Genomic DNA, 22,411 nt, shown 5'->3' with positions numbered 1-22,411 from the left:
TACGATGAAAGATTTTACAAACGCTATAATGTACTATACAATAGGGCAATAGAAGTATGATGGAGGTGCGGGGTTGTGGCGAGAAAGAAAAATAAAGTCATTCCACTCTTGCCGTTAAGAGGGTTACTTGTGTTTCCAACGACAGTGTTGCATTTAGACGTTGGACGGGAAAAATCGGTACAAGCGCTAGAAAAAGCGATGGTTGAAGAAAATCTCGTGTTGTTAACGTCGCAAAAAGATGTACAAATTGATGATCCAGAGCTTGAAGATGTATACGAGATGGGGACGATTGCACGGGTCAAGCAATTGTTGAAGCTCCCGAACGGAACGTTTCGTGTGTTAGTGGAAGGAGTATCGCGTGGGAAAGTAGTCAAGTGGGTAAGTGAAGAGCCGTGCCATGTTGTGCAAGTTGAATCGTTTATTGATAACGAAAAGGAAGATATAGAGTTTGAAGCGTTGCGTCGAACAATGCTCGAATATTTTGAGCAGTACATAAAGTTATCTAAAAAATTGTCCGCAGATATTTATACGTCTGTCATGGACATTCAACAAGCCGGACGAATGGCTGATATTATCGCTTCCCATTTGCCGTTAAAGCTTGAAGAAAAACAACGGTTGCTTGAGGCGGTGGATGTGAAAGAACGCGTCCATCAAATCATTCAAATTCTTCATAATGAAAAAGAAATTTTACATTTAGAAAAACGAATTAGCCAGCGTGTGAAGCAATCGATGGAGCGAACGCAAAAAGAATATTATTTGCGCGAACAAATGAAGGCGATTCAAAAAGAGCTCGGCGAAAAGGAAGGAAAAGCAGGCGAAATCGATTTGTTGCGCGAAAAAATTGAACAAGCAGGGATGCCAGAACATGTGAAAGCAACCGCGCTAAAAGAATTAGAGCGTTATGAAAAAGTGCCAGCTGCTTCTGCTGAAAGCGGAGTGATTCGCAACTATTTAGATTGGTTGCTTGCGTTGCCATGGACGAAACAAACAGAAGATATTCATGATATTCATCGTGCCGAAAAAATTTTAAACGAGGAGCATTATGGGCTTGAGACGGTAAAAGAACGCGTGTTGGAATATTTAGCTGTTCAACAATTAACAAATTCGTTACGTGGGCCGATTCTTTGTTTAGTTGGTCCGCCGGGGGTTGGGAAAACATCGCTTGCTCGTTCCATTGCCAAAACGTTAAATCGACATTTCGTTCGCATTTCTCTTGGTGGGGTGCGAGATGAATCGGAAATTCGTGGCCATCGCCGCACGTACGTTGGTGCTTTGCCAGGTCGGATTATTCAAGGAATGAAAAAGGCAGGAACGATCAACCCTGTATTTTTGCTTGATGAAATTGATAAAATGTCGAGCGATTTTCGCGGTGATCCGTCTGCAGCGTTATTAGAAGTGTTGGACCCTGAACAAAACCATTCGTTTAGCGATCATTACATTGAGGAACCGTACGATTTATCGAAAGTGATGTTTATTGCGACAGCAAATACGCTTGCGACAATTCCGCGTCCGTTGTTAGATCGCATGGAAGTCATCACTATCCCGAGCTATACAGAAATTGAAAAGCTGCACATCGCAAAAGGACATTTATTGCCAAAGCAAATGGAAGCGCACGGATTGCAAAAACGAATGCTTCATATGCGGGATGATGCCATTATGCAAATCATTCGTTATTATACGCGTGAAGCAGGTGTGCGAAACTTAGAACGCCAGCTCGCTTCGATTTGCCGTAAAGCAGCGAAAACAATCGTATCAGAAGGACGAAAACGAATTGTTGTCACAGAAAAAAATGTGAGCGAGTTTTTAGGAAAGCCGAAATATCATTACGGACAGGCGGAAAGTGAAGATCAAGTCGGTGTAGCGACGGGTCTTGCATATACGGCAGCTGGCGGAGATACGCTAGCGATTGAAGTATCAATCGCTCCAGGAAAAGGAAAATTGACGCTTACCGGTCAATTAGGCGATGTAATGAAAGAATCTGCCCAAGCAGCATTTACATACATTCGCTCAAAAGCAACACAATTAGGGATTGATCCGGAGTTTCATGAAAAACTAGACATCCATATTCACGTACCAGAAGGAGCGGTACCGAAAGACGGTCCATCGGCGGGAATTACGATGGCAACAGCACTAATTTCGGCATTAACAGGGAAACCGGTCAGCCGCTTTGTCGGCATGACGGGAGAAATTACGTTGCGCGGTCGTGTGCTTGCCATTGGCGGTGTCAAAGAAAAAGTATTAAGCGCTCATCGCGCGGGATTGAAGAAAGTCATTTTACCGAAAGAAAACGAAAAAGATTTAGAGGATATTCCTGAGATCGTAAAAAAACAATTGCAGTTTGTTCTCGTTTCACACATTGATGATGTACTTGAACATGCTTTGGTAGGTGGAGAATGATGAAAATTACAAACGTAGAAATGGTCATTAGCGCTGTGAAGCCAGAACAATACCCAGCAGGCCAGCTCCCCGAGTTTGCGCTTGCTGGGCGCTCAAATGTTGGGAAATCATCATTTATTAACAAAATGATTAACCGAAAAAATTTTGCGCGCACATCATCTAAACCGGGGAAAACACAAACATTAAACTTTTATCGAATTAATGATGCGTTATACTTTGTCGACGTACCGGGATATGGATTTGCGAAAGTATCAAAAACAGAACGTGAAGCGTGGGGAAAAATGATTGAAACGTATTTTACGACGCGCGAACAATTGAAAGCGGCATTGTTGATCGTCGATTTGCGTCATCCCCCAACGAAAGATGATGTGATGATGTATGAGTTTTTAAAGCATTACGATATTCCGACGGTCGTGATCGCGACGAAAGCGGACAAAATTCCGCGCGGGAAATGGCAACAACATGCGAAGGTCGCTAAAGAAACATTGCGTCTTATTCCAGATGACGAACTCATCATTTTTTCTGCAGAGACAGGTCAAGGGAAAGATGAAGCATGGGGTGCATTGCAAAAATGGATGTAAATAAAAAATGTGGGTGAACGACCCACATTTTTGCATATTTACCCCTTTTTTACGAACAATAAGTACAATCCGAGCAAAATGAACGCCATCGGCCAAATGTGGATGAGTGAATCAAATGTCACGGACGTAAACACTTGTTGAAGCCGATGTGAAAATAAAAAAATAATGGATAGCGTAAACAATAAAATGGTAGGAAGCAATGCTTGTTTTGTTTTTACGTATTGTAACAACAACCCGAGTGCGATAATGAGCGTCAACACGCCTACATCATCTGGCCACGCTGAAAGGCGTGAAGCGAGATGAAAATGGACGCCGATTCCTGTAAACGCAACACCCGATAAAATAGCGGAGTAGTCTTTTCCGATATACGCTTGACCTAAAAAAGCGATGCCGATAATAAACAGCAACGTTGGCCACGTATGGAAAGATGGGAAAAGTGAAAATCGCTCTAGTAAAAAGTACGTTCCAAAACCGATCAAAATAATGCCGGAAAAAATACCACGTTTTTTCATTGAAAATCCCCCAATTCCGTGCGACACTTAAAACAGCATCTGTTCACTAGTTTACTAAATGAACAGCATTTAAGAAAGATCGAAAGTTGTCAAATTGTATTCACACTTTATAAGGAAAAAACAAAATAGACGTGCTATAATGGAATGAGATGACTTTAAAATTTGGGGTGATGGGAATGTATGTCGTCGTTGTCAGCGTAAACTATCGTACAGCCCCTGTCGAAATTCGTGAGAAGTTGACGTTTAATCAAACGGAACTTGCTGAAGCGATGAAAGCGCTACAAAAGCAAAAAAGTATGTTAGAAAACGTCATCGTATCGACATGTAACCGCACGGAAATTTATGCGGTTGTCGATCAGCTGAACACAGGGCGTTATTATATAAAAACATTTTTAGCGGATTGGTTTGGGCTTGACAAAGAACAAATCGTTCCGTATTTGCACATTTATGAAGAGCGTGAAGCGATTGAACATTTGTTCCGCGTTGCTTGCGGTCTCGATTCGATGATTTTAGGTGAAACGCAAATTCTTGGGCAAGTGCGCACAAGTTTTCTTTTAGCACAACAAGAAAACACAATAGGCACGGTGTTTAAACAGCTATTTAAACAAGCGATTACGTTAGCGAAGCGCGCACATGCTGAAACAGAAATTGGTGCAAATGCTGTCTCTGTTAGCTATGCAGCTGTTGAGCTTGCGAAAAAAATTTTTGGGGATTTGAAAAATAAACACGTGCTCGTTTTAGGTGCTGGGAAAATGGGAGAATTGGCGTTGCAAAACTTGTACGGGAGCGGCGTCAAACGCGTGACAGTCGTGAATCGCACGTTTGAAAAGGCGCAACAACTTGCAGAACGATTTAACGGGGATGCCAAGCCGTTATCCCAATTGCAATGCGCGCTGTTAGAGGCCGATATTTTAATTAGTTCGACGGGCGCAAAACAATACGTCATCACAAAAGAAACGATGGCAGTGATTGAAAAAATGCGCAAAGGTCGTCCATTTTTTATGATTGATATTGCCGTACCACGCGATTTAGACCCGGCGCTCGCTGAGTTAGATAGCGTCTTTTTGTACGACATTGACGACTTGCAAGATATTGTTGAAGCGAACTTGGCGGAGCGAAAAAAGGCAGCGGAGCAAATTGAGCGCATGATTGCTGAGGAAATGGACGAGTTTCAACAATGGCTGCATATGCTCGGTGTCGTTCCTATTATTGCAGCTTTGCGCGAGAAGGCGATGCTCATTCAAGAAGAAACGATGAAAAGTTTAGAACGAAAATTGCCACATTTATCGGAACGAGATAAAAAAGTATTAAACAAACATACAAAAAGCATCGTCAATCAATTGTTGCGCGATCCGATTTTGCGCGCAAAAGAATTGGCTGCAGAGGACAATGCAGAAGAAGCGCTTCAGTTGTTTATGAAAATTTTCAATATTGAACAACAAGTGAAGCAGCAACAAAAAGAGATGAGCTGTGTTCACGAGCGAGCAACAGAACCATCTTTTCAATCGTAAGGAAGATCATATATGTTTGACATGACGAGATGGTACGAACTCTCGCTTCTTTTACATGCATCGTCCGTTTTGTTTTATTTTATTGATTTTCTTCACCACAACCGGAAGGCAAATCGTATTGCTTTCGGGTTGCTTTCTATTGTTTGGGGGATGCAAACATTTTTCTTTTTTGAGAGAATGGTCGAGACAGGAAGATTTCCTGTTTTAACACTTGCGGAGGGGCTGTCGTTTTATGCGTGGCTACTGATTACGTTATCGCTTGCGATGAACGGATGGCTGCGCGTTGATTTCCTCGTCTTTTTTACAAACGTATTAGCGTTTTTTATTCTTTCATTGCATACGTTCGCACCGACGCCGTACACCGTTGGCATTGCTGAACAACTCATGTCAGAGCTATTGTTTATCCATATTACGATGGCCATTTTATCGTACGGAGCATTTTCGATTTCATTTATGTTTTCGCTTTTATATTTGCTTCAATATGAATTATTGAAGAAAAAAAAATGGGGGAAACGGTTATGGCGGCTCGGCGACTTAGCGAGGCTTGACGATCTTTCCTATGTGTTAAACGGCGTTGGGTTACCAGTTTTATTATTAAGTTTAATTTTAGGAATTGTTTGGGCATACATGAAAGTAGATCATTTCGTTTTATATGACGCAAAAGTGCTCGGTTCGTTTACTGTATTTGCAACATACAGTTTTTATTTATATAAGCGAGCTGTCAAAGGAATACAAGGAAAAGAAATGGCGCTTTGGAATATCGGATCGTTTCTTATTTTGCTTATTAATTTCTTTTTGTTTGGAACGTTATCACAATTTCACTTTTAGCGACTGTTGGAGGAAAGCATGATGAGAAAAATCATTGTCGGTTCGCGCCGGAGCAAGTTAGCGTTAACTCAGACGAATTGGGTCATCGAGCAACTGAAACAGCTCGGTGCGCCATTTGAGTTTGAAATAAAAGAAATTGTCACAAAAGGCGATCAAATTTTACATGTGACGTTATCAAAAGTCGGAGGCAAAGGGCTGTTTGTAAAAGAAATTGAGCAGGCGATGCTAGATGGCGAAATTGATTTCGCAGTTCATAGTATGAAAGATATGCCGGCTGTTTTACCTGACGGATTAATGATCGGATGTGTGCCGAAGCGCGAAGATCATCGCGATGTACTTATTTCGAAAGGGCATATTCCGTTTGAACAATTGCCAAGTGGAGCGATTGTTGGCACGAGCAGTTTGCGGCGTTCGGCCCAGCTATTAGCCGTTCGCCCAGACTTGAAAATTCAATGGATTCGTGGCAACATCGATACTCGTTTAGCAAAGCTACAAACAGATGAGTACGATGCGATTATATTAGCAGCTGCTGGTTTGCATCGCATGGGCTGGGCGAAAGAAGTAGTGACACAATATTTGCCGACTGACATATGTGTTCCAGCCGTTGGACAAGGGGCGTTGGCTGTTGAATGTCGAGAAGATGATGCAGAGTTATTGCACTGGTTAAACAAGTTGACTGATGAGCAGACAGAACGCGCTGTTCGTGCAGAGCGCGCATTTTTACAGCGCATTGAAGGCGGTTGCCAAGTGCCTGTGGCTGGATACGCGTACGTTGACGGGAATGTCGTCGTGCTTACAGCGCTTGTTGCGACGCCGAATGGAACAGAAGTGTTAAAAGAAGTTGTGCGAGGAACAGAACCAGAAGAAGTAGGCGTGGAAGCGGCACAGCGATTAATCGAACGGGGAGCGAAACAGCTCATTGAACGTGTGTTAAAGGAGCTGGGGTAAATGCTTCGTGGGAAACGGGTGCTTGTGACGCGCGAGAAAGCGCAAGCAAAATCGTTATCGCAAACGTTAGAACGATACGGTGCGATTCCTGTGGAACTGCCGTTAATTCGCATCGTACGAGCGAGACAGACGAATCAGGAATTGTTGCACAAGTGGCATACGTTTGATTGGATCGTATTTACGAGCCAAAACGGCGTGAAATATTTTTTTGAGCACATCGGCGAAATGAAGCCGTCAACGTGGCCAAAAGTGGCAGTAGTAGGAGAAAAAACAGCAAAAGCATTGCAAAAACGAAACGTTGTTGTTGATTTGATTCCAGATGAATTTGTGGCTGAAAGTTTGGCCGAAGCGTTAAAGCCGTTGCTTTCAGCGAATGCGCGCATTTTGCTTGTGAAAGGAAACTTAGCGCGCGACACGTTGCGTGAACAATTGAGCAACATAGCGAACGTGACCGATTGGATTGTATACGAAACGACATACAACGAAGAAGCAAAGCCACAACTCATTCATTTTCTTCAGCAACGAATGATTGATGCGATCACGTTTACAAGCTCATCGACGGTACATAGTTTTGCACAAGCGGTCTCGGGGGAAAACATTGATTTGTCTTTCCTCACCATCGCATGTATCGGTCCGATTACGAAACAAACGGCGCTTGATTTAGGGATTCCTGTTCACGTTTGTCCTCATACATACACAATTGATGCTATGGTACAAGAGCTTTATCAATATTTTCAAACAAGAGGTGAGTAACTATGCAATTTGCGCGACATCGTCGTCTGCGTCAAACAGCGAATTTGCGTGCGATGGTACGTGAAACGCATCTTCATGTAGAAGATTTCATTTATCCGATTTTTGTCATCGAAGAGGAAAAGATAAAAAATGAAGTACCTTCGATGCCTGGCGTGTATCAACAGTCGCTTGACTATGCGCTTGAGGACGTTCGAGAAGCGGTTGAATTAGGCGTGCGCTCCGTTATCGTATTCGGTGTGCCGAACGAAAAAAACGAGGTTGCTTCGCAAGCGTATTGTGAACACGGCATCGTTCAACGTGCTATTCGTGCAATAAAGGATGCGTTTCCTGAACTTGTTGTTATTGCGGATACGTGCTTATGCCATTATACAAGCCATGGTCATTGTGGTATCGTAGAAAACGGGACGATTATTAATGACGATACGCTCGAATTGTTAGCGAAAACAGCAGTAAGTCAAGCGAAAGCCGGAGCGGACATCATTGCACCGTCCAATATGATGGACGGGTTTGTCACAGCGATTCGGCAAGCGTTAGATGAAGAAGGATTTACATATGTCCCGATTATGTCTTATGCAGTCAAATATGCTTCGGCATTTTACGGACCGTTTCGGGATGCCGCGCATAGTGCACCACAATTTGGGGATCGTAAAACGTATCAAATGGATCCAGCCAATCGTCTCGAAGCGTTTCGTGAAGCGCAAGCAGATGTGGACCAAGGAGCCGACTTTTTAATGGTGAAACCGGCACTGTCTTATTTAGACATTATTCGCGACTTGAAAAACCATTTTCATTTGCCGATCGTTGCTTACAACGTGAGCGGGGAATATGCGATGGTGAAAGCAGCGGCACAAAACGGTTGGATCGATGAAAAAGCGGTTGTACTTGAAATGTTAACGAGCATGAAGCGAGCTGGAGCGGACTTAATTTTAACGTATTTTGCGAAAGATGTTGCTCGTTGGTTAAAGGGGGAAAAGTGATGCGTAGCTATGAACGTTCTAAAGCGGCATATGCTGAAGCAGTGAAACTGATGCCTGGTGGGGTAAATAGCCCGGTGCGCGCATTTAAATCGGTAAAAATGGATCCGATTTTTATGGCGCGGGGAAAAGGATCGAAAATTTATGACATTGATGGAAACGAATATATTGATTACGTTTTATCGTGGGGACCGCTTATTTTAGGTCATGCAAACGACCAAGTTGTCGAGGCGTTAAAACGAGTAGCGGAAACGGGAACAAGTTTCGGGGCTCCAACGTTAATCGAAAATGAACTCGCTAAACTCGTGATGGAGCGCATGCCGTCCATTGAAATCATTCGCATGGTTAGCTCAGGAACGGAAGCGACGATGAGCGCTCTCCGTTTAGCGCGGGGGTATACAGGACGAAATAAAATTGTGAAATTTGAAGGATGCTATCACGGACATGGTGATTCGCTTTTAATTAAAGCCGGATCAGGTGTCGCGACGCTCGGCTTGCCAGATAGCCCGGGAGTGCCAGAAACGATTGCCCAACATACGATTACCGTCCCGTACAACGACTTACAAAGCGTACGTTATGCGTTTGAAAAGTTTGGAGAAGATATCGCAGCCGTCATTGTAGAACCTGTCGCTGGAAATATGGGAGTCGTTCCGCCAGAGCCAGGATTCTTGCAAGGTTTGCGCGATGTGACGAACGAGTACGGTGCACTTCTTATTTTTGATGAAGTGATGACAGGTTTCCGTGTCGACTATTATAGCGGTCAAGGTTATTACGGTGTCAAACCAGACTTGACGTGCCTTGGAAAAGTCATTGGTGGTGGCTTACCAGTTGGCGCATACGGTGGTCGTGCCGATATTATGGAGAAAATTGCCCCAAGCGGTCCAATTTATCAAGCGGGTACGTTATCGGGAAATCCGATGGCGATGACAGCTGGTTATGAGACGTTGCGTCAATTGACGCCAGAGACATACGAAACGTTCAAGAAAAAAGCGAATCGGTTAGCGGAAGGATTAAGCGAAGCGGCAAAAGCATATGGCATCCCACATACAATTAACCAAGCTGGTTCGATGATCGGCATGTTCTTTACGAATGAGCGTGTTACGAATTACGAAACGGCGAAAACATCCGATTTAGACTTATTTGCTCGCTATTATCAAGAAATGGCGAATGAAGGCATTTTCTTACCGCCATCGCAGTTTGAAGGCATGTTTTTGTCCACTGCGCATACAGATGACGATATTGAAAAAACAATTGAAGCAGCGCGACGTGCGTTTGCGAAAATGAGCGATTGCCTCTAGGGCATCGCTTTTTTTATGCATACTTCTTTTTTTCTTCTCATAACCATAGTAATGTGAAATGACTTGGACGTTGAAGGAGAGATGAGCATGTTGCGTTTTTCAATTGAAGAAGCGATTGCCTTTCGGCGTGAACATCACGTTGATCAGTTATTATCCATTTCGTTACAACCGACGATTACAATTGAGGAACAGGAAGATTACGTGTATATTCGCGGGGTATTGGAACTGTCAGGGGAATATATGAAACGAGAAGAAGATGGAGAGGACGATCAACCGTTTGAAGCGGTTCGCTACATTGAACATGTACGTATAAATGACGAACAAATTGGCGAGTTTTTGCATCAATTCCCGATCGATGTCACCGTACCGAAAGAGCGAATTGATGACATTGAACAAGTATATGTAATGATTGAATCGTTCGATTATGATTTAAGGCAACATGAATTACGTTTAATTGCAGAAGTAGCGATTCACGGCATTCAAATGGATAATGATCGCGAAGATGACGAATGGGAGCCATACAACGTAGACGATTTCGAACCGTTTGAAGCTGTTGCTCGTCAAGAAGCATATCAGCAAGAAGAAGCAGAAGAAGAAGGGAGTATCGTCAACGTCCCAACGTTTTATATGTTTCATGAAGAAAGCGAACAAGTAGAAGAACCGCTTTTTCAACGTGAGCAAGTAGAAGATGACGATGAAGTCGAACGAACGGAAGAACAAAAAGAAGAAAAACAATCGTTTCAACTTGAAATGAAAGGGAGAGATACAAACGAAAAGCGAAATGAAAATGCGTTATATTTAACAAAACTATTTGGTAAAAATGAAGAACAGGCGTTTGCTCGTTTGAAAATTTGCATCGTCCAACAAGGTGATTCGTTGGACAAGATTGCCGAGCGATACGACGTATCTGTTCAACAGTTGTTGCGCACAAACCATTTAGAAAGCGGTGCGGATATACACGAAGGTCAGTTGTTATACATTCCAACGCCAAGCAAAGTGTAAAAGGGTTGCATGATGATGCAAACGGTGCAACAACATAAGAATGTAGAGAAATGGAAAACGACAAATGGAACGTATGCACTTAAACGAGTGAAATGTTTCGCACATTGGCAGGCGATTGAGCAAGCCCACCGCTTACGCATACCGCTTGCCATTCCGATTTATGAAACGAAAAAGCGCGATGGGCAATGGTATTATATGATGCCGTGGTTAAAAGAAAAAACGAATCCGGCCGCATCGTTTTTTCACGATTTGGCACGATGGCATAAACATTCGTTAAAAGAAATACAAACGACAGAAACAGAAATTGAGCGGTATTACGAAGAACGCAAACTTTCCCTTGAGAACGGTAAAAAAACATTGACTCATTATATAGAAACTTGTGAAAAACAATGGTATATGTCTCCGTTTCAACTACAATGTTGCACTCATTTTCTCGACATCATGCGCGCCATTACATTTTCTGAATATACGTTAAATGAGTGGCGCGAGCGAATGAAAGAAAAAAAGACAGTGCGCGTTTGTTACATTCATGGTCGTCCGTCGTTCCAACATTATGTAGAGCGGGATGACGGCACATCGTATTTTATTAGTTTTGAACGGGCGCGCTGGGCTCCGCCATTTCATGATTTACTCTTATTCTTCCGCCAATATTTGTATACGTATCCGTTGGCGTGTGATGAAGCGGTACAGTGGCTTGCACAATATGAACAAACATTGGCGCTTGAAGAAGATGAACGGCTATTGTTTTTTCATTTTCTTGCTGACCCGCACGTATTCGTCCAGCTTATTCATCGCTACGAACAACATCGAGACGATCGACAACTGACAGCTGTTTGGCAACGGGCGTATTGGCAAATAAAAAATATCGAATATGTCATCGGAAAGTGGGAAGAAGAAAAGAAAACAAATCAAATCCAGTCGTAATGTAAAGCGAAGGAAAGAAAAATGAAAATAGCGAGTAAAATGACGTCAATCGTTGTTGGAAATAAAATCGTTCGAATAGCTTGAACAACGGTAATCGGAATGATGCATTGTTCAGCAATAAAGCGAAGTTTTCTAAGCCACGGTGGCCAAGCGTACGGATTGTAACGTTTACGCATATGCTCACATCCTTTTTTTTGTTTCGCTCCTTCAAGGGGCTTTTTTTATCATATGTATAAAAGAGTGAAAATGTGGCAAACCTTATTGACGATTCGTATGATTTTTATATAGTATTATGTATGAATAGAGAAAAAGCGAAGAGAGGGAAGAGTACGGCGTAACCTGCCTTGCAGAGAGGGAAATCAGTAGCTGCGAGATTTCCTAGGTTTGTGGTCGTCGGAAGGTCGCCCTGGAGCTGCTTCTTTGAACGATAGTAGAAGAAGCCGGCACGTCGCCGTTATCGATTTGAGTGCTTAAGCATCGCTTAAGAAAAAAGGTGGTACCGCGAAAGAGTCTCCTTTCGTCCTTTTCGGATGAAGGGAGTTTTTTATTTTAGTGAAGGAGGGATTTTTTATGTTACCGCCAAAATATGACCACCGTGCCGTCGAGGCAAATCGTTATGAATGGTGGCTAAAAGGGAAGTTTTTTGAAGCAACAAGCGATGAAACGAAAAAACCTTTTACAATCGTCATTCCACCGCCAAATGTGACAGGAAAACTTCATTTAGGACATGCATGGGATACGACGTTACAAGACATTATTACACGCATGAAGCGTATGCAAGGGTACGACGTCTTATGGCTTCCGGGCATGGATCATGCGGGAATTGCAACGCAAGCGAAAGTCGAAGAAAAGTTGCGCAATGAAGGAAAGACGCGCTACGACTTAGGACGTGAAAAGTTCGTTGAAGAAACATGGAAATGGAAAGAAGAGTATGCCGGGCATATTCGTTCTCAATGGGCGAAACTCGGTCTTGGACTCGATTATACGCGCGAGCGCTTTACGCTTGATGAAGGGTTATCAAAAGCAGTGCGGGAAGTATTCGTTTCGTTATATAAAAAAGGGCTCATTTACCGCGGCGAATATATTATTAACTGGGATCCAGTGACGAAAACAGCGCTATCGGACATTGAAGTCGTATATAAAGATGTACAAGGTGCGCTATATCATATGCGTTATCCGCTTGCGGACGGCTCTGGCTATATTGAAGTGGCAACGACGCGTCCGGAAACGATGCTTGGCGATACAGCTGTTGCAGTTCATCCAGAAGATGAGCGTTACAAACATCTCATCGGAAAAACAGTCATTTTACCGATTGTTGGTCGTGAAATTCCGATTGTCGGCGATGAATACGTTGATATGTCGTTCGGTTCAGGGGCGGTCAAAATTACGCCAGCGCACGATCCAAACGACTTTGAAATCGGCAACCGTCACAACTTACCTCGCGTTCTTGTGATGAACGAAGATGGTACGATGAATGACAATGCGCTTCAATATAAAGGGCTCGATCGCTTCGAATGCCGAAAACAAATCGTGAAAGATTTACAACAACAAGGCGTGCTATTTAAAATCGAAGAACATATGCATGCAGTCGGTCATAGCGAGCGTAGCGGGGCGGTTGTAGAGCCATATTTATCAACGCAATGGTTCGTGAAAATGAAGCCGCTTGCTGAAGCTGCCATTGAACGACAAAAAACAGAAGGAAAAGTAAATTTCGTTCCGGAACGATTTGAAAAAACGTACTTACATTGGATGGAAAATATTCGTGACTGGTGCATTTCTCGCCAGCTTTGGTGGGGGCATCGCATTCCAGCATGGTACCATAAAGAAACGGGCGAAGTGTATGTTGATCATGAACCACCGGCGGATGTAGAAAATTGGGAACAAGATCCGGACGTATTAGATACGTGGTTTAGCTCTGCGCTTTGGCCGTTTTCAACGATGGGTTGGCCAGATGAAACATCGGCAGATTACAATCGCTATTATCCGACAGATGTGCTTGTGACAGGGTATGACATTATTTTCTTCTGGGTGTCGCGCATGATTTTCCAAGCGCTTGAATTTACAGGAAAACGTCCGTTTAAAGATGTGCTTATTCACGGATTAGTGCGCGATGCGCAAGGGCGAAAAATGAGTAAATCGCTTGGCAATGGCGTCGATCCGATGGATGTCATCGATCAGTACGGTGCGGATTCCCTTCGCTATTTCTTAGCAACAGGAAGCGCTCCAGGTCAGGATTTACGCTTTAGCACCGAAAAAGTTGAAGCGACGTGGAATTTCGTAAATAAAATTTGGAACGCTTCTCGTTTTGCGCTTATGAATATGGAAGGATTCATATATGATGACATCGATTTACACAGCGAAAAATCGGTTGCCGATCATTGGATTTTAACGCGTTTAAATGAAACGATTGAGACTGTTACGAAACTTGCAGATAAATATGAGTTTGGTGAAGTTGGCCGCGTCTTATATAACTTCATTTGGGACGATTTATGCGACTGGTATATTGAAATGGCGAAATTGCCGTTATATAGCGACGATGAGCAAGCGAAGAAAACGACGCGTTCCGTTTTAGCTTACGTGCTTGACCAGACGATGCGCCTTCTTCATCCGTTTATGCCGTTTGTTACAGAAGAAATTTGGCAACAACTTCCACACGAAGGTGAGTCCATTACCGTTGCGCCGTGGCCGCAAGTTCGCCATGAACTAAGCAATCGCGAAGCAGCTGAACAAATGCGCTTGCTTGTTGATATTATTCGCGCGGTGCGTAACATTCGTGCTGAAGTCAATACACCGTTAAGCAAGCCGATTACGCTGCATATTAAAGCGAAAGATGAACAAGTAGCACGTACGCTTGAGAAAAACCGTTCATATATTGAGCGTTTCTGCAATCCGAGTGAACTTGTGATTGGCACAGCGATTCCAACTGTTGAAAAAGCGATGACAGCTGTTGTGACGGGAGCGGAGTTAAGCTTGCCGCTTGAAGGATTAATTAATATTGAAGAAGAAGTGAAACGCCTCGAAAAAGAGTTACAAAAACTCGATCAAGAAGTCGAGCGTGTGCAAAAGAAACTAAGTAATGAAGGCTTTTTAGCGAAAGCGCCAGCGCACGTCGTCGAAGAGGAGCGGAAAAAAGAGTGCGACTATATAGAAAAACGTGAAGCGGTTCGCGCCCGTCTTGCACAATTAAAGCAATAGTTTTATGATGAAGACGAATCCACTTTGGGTTCGTCTTTCACTTTAGTAAAAGGGGGATTTTTTCATGGTTCAGACATATAAAGAAGCAGTCGATTGGATTCATAGTCGCTTAACGTTAGGTGTGAAGCCGGGGTTGAAACGAATGGAATGGATGATGGAGAAGCTTGGCCATCCAGAACGTCGCATCAAGGCGATTCATGTCGGTGGTACGAATGGCAAAGGGTCGACCGTTTGTTTTTTACGCCATATATTACAAGAGGCAGGCTATCGTGTCGGAACATTTACATCGCCGTATGTAGAACAATTTAACGAGCGAATAAGTGTCAACGGCCAACCGATTAGCGATGTCGATCTCATTCACCTTGTCCAAGTCATTCAGCCTTTAGCGGAAGAATTAGAACAGACGGAATTAGGTGGTCCGACCGAGTTTGAAGTCATTACGGCTATGGCGCTCTATTATTTTGGAAAAATGAACGTACAAGACGTCGTCATTTTTGAAGTAGGACTTGGTGGCCGCCTAGATTCAACAAACGTGATTTATCCGCTTTTATCGGTGATTACAAATGTCGGTTACGATCATATACATATATTAGGGAATACGCTTGAACAAATTGCGTTTGAAAAAGCAGGCATCATAAAAGCTGGCGTCCCTTTGATTACTGCGATCGATCAGCCTGAAGCGCTGCGCGTCGTAGAAGAAAAAGCAGCATCAGTACGGGCAAAAGTATACGCCATTGACCGTGATTTTACTGTTTTTGCTCATGAGCCAACTGCGGATGGAGAACGTTTTTCATTGCAAACACCATTTGCTTCATATGACAATGTGACAACAACGATGCTCGGTGCGCATCAAGTGAAAAACGCTGCACTTGCGCTAATGGCGTCTGATTATTTACGCACGTATTATTCGTTTTTGATTGAGCGAGAACATATGTATAACGGCATTCGGAAAGCTGAGTGGCTCGGACGATTTGAAAAGATGAACGATCGCCCGCTTATTATTATTGATGGAGCGCATAACGAAGAAGGAATCGATAGCCTTGTGGCGACAATAAACGCTCATTATCCGCATCGGAGTGTACATGTACTGTTTACAGCGCTAGGCGATAAACCGGTTGCTGCGATGATTCGAAAGTTAGAAACGATTGCGCAAACGATGACGTTTACAACGTTTGATTTTCCACGCGCCCTTTCTGCTGAGCAACTAGCTGAACAAGCGACACATCGAAACGTTCAATGCGCAACTGACTGGAAACAATGGCTAAAAGAAAAGCGCACACAAGTGGAAAAAGACGACATCATTTTAATTACAGGCTCACTTTATTTCATCTCAAACGTACGAAATTTTATAAAAAATAAATATAACTAAACGAGAGATTGTTGGTATAATAGATAAAAAGTAGGAGTTTTGAAAGGGGGAGAGGTAGGTGAAAAGAGCTGTTTCGGTGTTTCTTGTATTGCTTTTATGGTCATCGTTACTGCTTCCAGCTGTCAACAGCAACGCAGCAAGCAATAATAAGACAGGCGAGAAATATGAAGTATTAGAAATTGTTAGTCATGCTTCATCAGGCTCGCCTTTGACTAAAAACTATTTAAACAACACAAACGACCTTAATATTACAACAGTGACGATGAAGCGCTTTGTCGCTTTGCGTGATGAGCTCGATGGAAAATATGATGCAATTGTTATTTCACAAGGCGATTATAACCCTCAAACTATAGGCGGATCAGATGATGCCCCGACTGCGAGTAATAGTCAGAGAGCGCAACAACACGATACAAAGAATGTATTAAATGATATTACGAATTTGAAAGCTAAGCAAATAAAAGATTTTTATATCGAAAAAGGACTTCCTGTATTTATTTATAAAAAGGATGGTAGCAACGAAAACGTATTCCGGTATACAAGTAGCAAATTATATAAAAACTTTTCTCCGTATTTAACAAATAAAAAAGATAACGTCATTTTTTTTAACGATAAACTGCAAGATGATTTTGCGAGGTTTGGACTAAACGGTTCACTCGAAAGTTATAAAACACGCCCACGATTTTTCTTAACATCTGCTCCTTCGAACGAGAAAGTAATGAAAAAAGGAGAGACGCTTTCATTTACGTACAACATCATTAATTATCAGCATTTTAAGAATAAACTGTTAACAGTTAACCTATACATTGACTCTGATTTTAACGATAAATATACGAGCGAAGAAATTGTTGCATCCAAACAAGTGCAAGGAGCGACAGGAACGATTTCATATACGTTCCCAGCAGGTTATTCTGGTCCTCGTTATTGGAAAGTAGAAATTGTTGATGAAACGAGCGCATTAAAAGATTATGAAAAAGGGTTCGTGAAGTTTCGAGATGTCGTTCCAGAAATTAATGTTCTTCAAATTATGAACGTAGACGGTGATGCTAGCTCGCTTTTGAAAGTGAATAATATGAAGCAACAATATTTACAAACAAATGATTATAAAATTTCTATAAAAACAGCGATGTTGACAGATTTCCAAAAAAGTATACAAACATTGTCGGAAGAAGGAAAAGATCTGAGCGTTTCCCACGAGGCAATTAACGGATTGTACAACATGCTTATTTTCGGTTTCGGGGACTCATATACACGTGGCGGAAAAGGAAGTGCTGCTGTTACCGACCTAAACGACAATGCAATTAATTCGGTTCTCCGCTTTATTGAAACAGGACAGAGCGTGATGTTCACGCATGATACGTTTTTCCGACATGATGATAAAACGAATAAATGGGTGACACAATTTGGCGACATTGTCGGACAAATTGTACCGAAAACAAATTTAGGGAGATCGGGAATTAACCAAACGAAAAAAACGGTAAAAGTAAACAGTGGACTCATGACTGATTACCCTTTTGCATTAGATGATAGTATAGCAGTTGCGACTACACACAACCAATACTACACATTAAACTTAGAAGATGAGTCAATTATTCCTTGGTATAACTTAGAAAGTGAAAGCAGCGCTACGTATAAAAGAGATATTTATGACAGCTGGAATCACTACTATACGTATTCTAAAGGAAATGTCACCTATTCAGGAACGGGTCATACGGTTGGTTTTCCAGACGAAGAACAAAAGCTATTCGTTAATACGATGTACCGTGCATTTTTCGGGTCGAACCATGCACCGCAACTGACGGTTATTACGCCGCAAGAAAATGAAACGATTCCGAGCAATCAGCCAATTGAACTATCATATAAAGTAGAAGATTTAGACTTAGTTGACCGAACGTTTTCTACAAAAGTATGGTTGAACGATCAAGAAGTGTATGCGCAAAATAATGTGCCGAACGGCACGACGATCATTCAGTCGATTCCGCACAATATGCCAAACGGTGGAACGGCAAAAATAAAAATTGAAGCAACAGATGCACGCGGAGCAAAAGTAACGAAGGAATTCCAAGTGATTATTGAAAAAGTATCCGCAAATATGGAAGTAAACCGGACGATTTCGACAACGCTCGCGCCTGTAGATGAGTCGATTACGATGCAATATACATTGACGCCGAAGCCGCCGAAGCCGTTGTCATTATCAACAAATACGTTGTTAAAAGTAACAAATATCGCATTTGAAGAAAAATTGCCAGCAGGCATTGAAGTCGTTTCTTTACCAAGTGGATTTACAAAACAAGGGACAATTACAGAAGGGTATACAATACAAGGGACGTTGCCAGACATTTCGTTTATCAAATCAGACACGACGTATATCGCTCAGCCACAAACGTTCGCTATTCAAATTAAGCCGATGGAGAAAGGAACATTTTCTTTATCAGAGGCTAAATTGTCGTTTGAAGATATAAATACGCAAGTCGTCCATTTGTCGTTTAACGCTGTTTCGTTTGTTTCAGACTACAAAGTGACAGATGTGACGTTGCCAAGTACGATGTTTGTCAATCGCGGTGTGCCGAAAAACGCCCGTTTATCGTTGAATGTGTTGCCGCAAGAGGCGACGATCGCATCAGTCGAATGGAGTGAAAATAGCAACGGACAAATTATTTCTATCGACCAAAATGGTGTCATTACCGCAGTAAAAGAAGGAACCGCACAAGTGACAGCAAAAGTAAAAGATATGTTCGGTAACGTAAAAACAACAACGATGACTGTCATTGTACGCATTCCAGTCGATTCAATGACAATAAACGATTTTACTGTTCATGTTGGTAAAACGATTCCAATACCGATCACTGTATCACCAGAAGATGCGAAAAAAGCAGTATCTTATTCACTAGGAAGTAACTTATATGCAGAAATCGACGGTGTAAACGGAACAATTACTGGGTTAAAAGAAGGAGTAACGACGTTAACTGTTCAAGCGTTTAACAAAAACGATGAACTTATTCAAGAAACGGTTACTGTTACGATCGAAGCGATCCCTGTAACTGCTGTTGTCGTGTCGCCAGCGGTCGTGAATATGAATATCGGTGACACCGTTTCACTCACCGCAACAGTTGCGCCAAATAATGCGACGTATAAAACGATTGCTTGGCGGTCATCGAACCCGAATATCGCATCTGTTGATGAAAATGGACGGGTGACAGGATTAAGCACGGGGCAAGTGACGATTACAGCTCAGGCGCACAACGGTGTGATCGGAACAGCAATCGTTCATGTCGGTTCGCCGTTGACAGGTATTTCCCTTCCATCGACGTTACTCGTCCAAAAAGGAAAAACGATCAATGTATTGCCATACATTGCACCGATTCCAGCTAATGCGACGACAAAAATTGTAAGCCGTTCATTTACTGTCGAAAATAGTTACTATGCCGTTGTCGATCAAAATGGGGAAGTAACTGCGAAACGTCTCGGTGAAACACCGCTAACGGTTCGGCTCGTTGACGAAAACGGAAAAGTGTGGACGGCATCAACAGTTATTCGCGTTGTTGAACAAGCGACAGATCCAACGAAAGGCGGAAATAAAAACGGGTGGCTGTACTAACAAAGGATGTGAACACGTATGAAAAAAGTGATGATGCTAGTTGTCATCATCAGCTTGTTAAGCGGCTGCTTCCCGTCAAAAGAAGAAAAGCAACAACGGCTCATACAAGCGATTGAGCAAGGAAACGTTGAAGCGGTGCGCGAATATATGAAAAAAGAAAAAAATATTAACTTCAAAATAAAAAATGAAACACCGCTTGACGTGGCGATGCGTACTGGTCAACGCGATATTGCTGTGGAACTATTAAAAGCTGGAGGGAAATCGGCAGTCATGCCGCTTCCCCCCCTTCATTATGCACTCGCTTCTTCTTTAGCCCAAGGGGATGAAGAAAACATTGAAATTGTGAAACAAATGGTGAGCGAACAAACGGTGCGAGAGAAAGATCAAGAAAAAAATACCCCTTTGCATATTGCGGCAGGGAGCGGAAATCTCGAGCTTGTACAACTTGTTTGTCAATATGATGTTGACATGAATGCGGTAAATGTACATGGTGAGACGCCGTTATTGCTCGCTGTGCAAGCTGGAAATGTCGATGTTGTCCGTTTTTTATATGAACGTGGAGCAAATACGGAGATCGCAAATAAAGATGGTGAAACCCCGCTATATAAAGCAGTGGAACGAAATTTTATTGATGTAGCAACATATTTATTAGAAAAAAAGGCAAATGTCAACGAAAAAACGAATATTGGAAAAACACCGTTAATGGTTGCAGCAGAATACGGATATGATGAGTTAGTCACGCTTTTACTTCGTTACGGAGCGGATGTACACATAAAAGACGGGACGGGAAATACAGCTCTTTCTCTTGCGCAATATTGGAAACATGAAAACATAATCAAGCAGCTAAAAGAAAAAGGAGCGAAGTAGCTCCTTTTTTACTTTACTCGCAGTTCATCGACGATGACAGCAAGCTGTTTGACAAGCGGTAAGCCGAGACCGCGGTTAATAAATACATCTTTATTATGTTTGACAACAAAGCGAGCGAATTGTTTTTGTTCTTCTTCTGATGATATAGGCGCTTGAAACGAAAGATTCGTTCCACCATCGATCGTTTCGCCGCGATATGCGTTAATAACGAGCCCGTTGTCATCCGTATAAGGAATGATGGAGGAATTGCCACGAGCAAACAGCCCACCTTCAATGTTTATATATGAACCAACAGCATAAATCACAGCATTGCTATCTGTGTAGAAAAATCCTTTTAAATTTGGTGTAGTGAGTGAAAAATTGTTCGTAAATTCGTTCACACGAGCGATTTCGAGCTCCCCTTTTGTTAATAACACGACTTCTTTCCCATTTAAGCCGCTAATCGTCGTATTGTAAATCGATGTATTTCCGTTGACGTAAACAGTAGAATCGAACGCCACTTGCCCTGTAATCGTTAAGTTGCCGAGAACAATGATGTTTCCTGAAATTTGTAAAGGAGAACTTCCTGCGTTTTCTAACGTCAAGTCGCCGTTTACAATTAACCATTGGTTATCATTTAAAGTCAATGAAGAAATATCAAAATAAGGAATCGTACTCGTATCAAGAAAAATCGATTTTCCGCTTGCAATTGCCCCCTCTAATGCGGTTGATAAATCGACAAGGTCATTAACGACAACAGTTACAAACGATGATTTTACTTGTTCTATAAGCTCTGATAATGGTAAAGAAATGAGATTTTGATACTGTGTTTGTTTACTTTGATCAAATGCATCAATACCAGCTGCTGAAAGCAGTTTATCTTTTAATGTGAAATCAAAGTTTACATCAATAAACTCCTCTTGTTCCTTTTGAATGCTCGGTCCTTCATATTGAAACGATAGTGAACCCGATGTAAAATCGTTCATGTTTTTTGTGAATTCAGTTGATACGGTGTAACAACTTCTTGCCCCATTTCCATGGTCGCATCCGTAACGATTCCCATTGACGAACAATATGCTTTTTTCGCTCGTCGTCGGGAACGTTGTTTGAACCGAATGAAGTGTAGAGTTGTAAATATAGTTAGCGACGTTTGTGATGTATATATTTTTTCCGGCATATATATTGCCATCAATATATGTCCCGCCATTTAACGTAACATTTTCACGCGACCCAAGGGCGTATTTTAAAAAGCTCGGTGCATTCGTAATAATCACTTCGCGTGTAACGACTTTTTTTCCGTAAGGGGCAGATATGCGAAAGACGCGAGTAAATAATCGATTGCGAACAATCCCTTTCGCATCCGTTATATCTTCGATTGTGACTGCATGACGGTTCATAAGCTCGTTTAAAAAACCTGCTTGTGCATTGCCTAAATCAAGATCAAGCTGCGCAGGGGTCGATAACGTTAACTGTTCAACTTTTACTTTTAGTTCAGCGACCGTTTCTTCTACGTTTTTGACGGCATCGTGAAGCGATGTGACATCTTCTATACGCACTTGTGTAAATTTTGCTTGATATATGCTAACGGATAAAATCGTGAGCCCGATAATAAAAAAGACGGTGACGGTCAGCATCACGAGTACAAGACTGTATCCTTTTTCATTCAACTCAATCTCCC

The 22,411-nt window shown here is 42.3% G+C and carries 17 protein-coding genes and 1 other annotated feature; of the genes, 14 read left to right on the top strand and 3 right to left on the bottom strand.

From position 1 onward, the window contains the following. Positions 1–75: 75 nt before the first annotated feature. Positions 76–2,397, top strand: coding sequence for an endopeptidase La (gene lon / locus ACPF7I_RS10850; protein WP_430743320.1), 2,322 nt, complete (start codon positions 76–78; stop codon positions 2,395–2,397). Then, positions 2,397–2,978, top strand: a complete 582-nt coding sequence (gene yihA, locus ACPF7I_RS10845; protein ID WP_430745897.1) for a ribosome biogenesis GTP-binding protein YihA/YsxC — start codon at positions 2,397–2,399, stop codon at positions 2,976–2,978. The genes lon and yihA overlap by 1 nt, the downstream gene beginning before the upstream one ends. 38 nt (positions 2,979–3,016) lie before the next feature. Here the strand turns inward: yihA and ACPF7I_RS10840 are convergent, their stop codons facing one another. Next, positions 3,017–3,490, bottom strand: coding sequence for a LiaI-LiaF-like domain-containing protein (locus ACPF7I_RS10840; RefSeq protein WP_430743321.1), 474 nt, complete (start codon positions 3,488–3,490; stop codon positions 3,017–3,019). A gap of 176 nt (positions 3,491–3,666) precedes the next feature. Between ACPF7I_RS10840 and hemA the strand changes: the two genes are divergently transcribed. The 8 genes from hemA (at position 3,667) to ACPF7I_RS10800 (ending at position 11,728) form a co-directional block, all read left to right on the top strand. After that, positions 3,667–5,001 (top strand): glutamyl-tRNA reductase, encoded by a 1,335-nt coding sequence (gene hemA, locus ACPF7I_RS10835; RefSeq protein ID WP_035062871.1) that lies wholly within the window; start codon positions 3,667–3,669, stop codon positions 4,999–5,001. Between the two features lie 12 nt (positions 5,002–5,013). Further along, positions 5,014–5,829, top strand: coding sequence for a cytochrome C assembly family protein (locus tag ACPF7I_RS10830; RefSeq protein ID WP_430743322.1), 816 nt, complete (start codon positions 5,014–5,016; stop codon positions 5,827–5,829). A gap of 21 nt (positions 5,830–5,850) precedes the next feature. Next, on the top strand, positions 5,851–6,777 hold the full coding sequence (gene hemC / locus ACPF7I_RS10825) for a hydroxymethylbilane synthase (protein ID WP_430745898.1): 927 nt from the start codon (positions 5,851–5,853) through the stop codon (positions 6,775–6,777). Next, positions 6,778–7,530, top strand: coding sequence for a uroporphyrinogen-III synthase (locus ACPF7I_RS10820; protein ID WP_430743323.1), 753 nt, complete (start codon positions 6,778–6,780; stop codon positions 7,528–7,530). Positions 7,531–7,532: 2 nt separating this feature from the next. Next, entirely contained in the window at positions 7,533–8,507 is a 975-nt protein-coding gene (gene hemB, locus ACPF7I_RS10815) for a porphobilinogen synthase (protein WP_430743324.1), read from the top strand. Next, complete coding sequence (gene hemL / locus ACPF7I_RS10810; protein ID WP_430743325.1) at positions 8,507–9,802, top strand: glutamate-1-semialdehyde 2,1-aminomutase; 1,296 nt, start codon at positions 8,507–8,509, stop codon at positions 9,800–9,802. The genes hemB and hemL overlap by 1 nt, the downstream gene beginning before the upstream one ends. 87 nt (positions 9,803–9,889) lie before the next feature. Beyond that, the gene (locus ACPF7I_RS10805) at positions 9,890–10,804 is read left to right on the top strand and encodes a LysM peptidoglycan-binding domain-containing protein (RefSeq protein ID WP_430743326.1); all 915 of its coding nucleotides are present in this window, start codon (positions 9,890–9,892) and stop codon (positions 10,802–10,804) included. A gap of 9 nt (positions 10,805–10,813) precedes the next feature. After that, positions 10,814–11,728, top strand: a complete 915-nt coding sequence (locus tag ACPF7I_RS10800; protein WP_430743327.1) for an aminoglycoside phosphotransferase — start codon at positions 10,814–10,816, stop codon at positions 11,726–11,728. Here ACPF7I_RS10800 and ACPF7I_RS10795 read toward each other — a convergent pair. Beyond that, positions 11,713–11,904, bottom strand: a complete 192-nt coding sequence (locus ACPF7I_RS10795; RefSeq protein ID WP_009361757.1) for a hypothetical protein — start codon at positions 11,902–11,904, stop codon at positions 11,713–11,715. The genes ACPF7I_RS10800 and ACPF7I_RS10795 overlap by 16 nt on opposite strands. 129 nt (positions 11,905–12,033) lie before the next feature. Then, positions 12,034–12,256, top strand: a binding site (T-box leader). 42 nt (positions 12,257–12,298) lie between these two features. Here ACPF7I_RS10795 and ACPF7I_RS10790 point away from each other — a divergent pair. From ACPF7I_RS10790 to ACPF7I_RS10775, 4 genes are all read left to right on the top strand, one after another. After that, complete coding sequence (locus ACPF7I_RS10790; protein WP_430743328.1) at positions 12,299–14,923, top strand: valine--tRNA ligase; 2,625 nt, start codon at positions 12,299–12,301, stop codon at positions 14,921–14,923. Positions 14,924–14,987: 64 nt separating this feature from the next. Then, a complete protein-coding gene (locus ACPF7I_RS10785; protein ID WP_430743329.1) occupies positions 14,988–16,292 on the top strand; it encodes a bifunctional folylpolyglutamate synthase/dihydrofolate synthase in 1,305 nt (434 codons plus the stop codon). 58 nt (positions 16,293–16,350) lie between these two features. Then, positions 16,351–19,887, top strand: coding sequence for a DUF5057 domain-containing protein (locus tag ACPF7I_RS10780; protein ID WP_430743330.1), 3,537 nt, complete (start codon positions 16,351–16,353; stop codon positions 19,885–19,887). 18 nt (positions 19,888–19,905) lie between these two features. Then, positions 19,906–20,754: an ankyrin repeat domain-containing protein gene (locus tag ACPF7I_RS10775; RefSeq protein ID WP_430743331.1), complete on the top strand. Its 849-nt coding sequence runs from the start codon at positions 19,906–19,908 to the stop codon at positions 20,752–20,754. Between the two features lie 8 nt (positions 20,755–20,762). Here ACPF7I_RS10775 and ACPF7I_RS10770 read toward each other — a convergent pair whose 3' ends face one another. Beyond that, positions 20,763–22,400: a hypothetical protein gene (locus ACPF7I_RS10770; protein WP_430743332.1), complete on the bottom strand. Its 1,638-nt coding sequence runs from the start codon at positions 22,398–22,400 to the stop codon at positions 20,763–20,765. Between the last annotated feature and the right edge of the window lie 11 nt (positions 22,401–22,411).

Origin of the sequence: Anoxybacillus dikiliensis (assembly GCF_050613275.1) — a bacterium.
GTDB lineage: Bacteria > Bacillota > Bacilli > Bacillales > Anoxybacillaceae > Anoxybacillus.
Note: the sequence above shows the minus strand (reverse complement) of the source record. Positions and strands in the feature narration are given on the sequence as shown.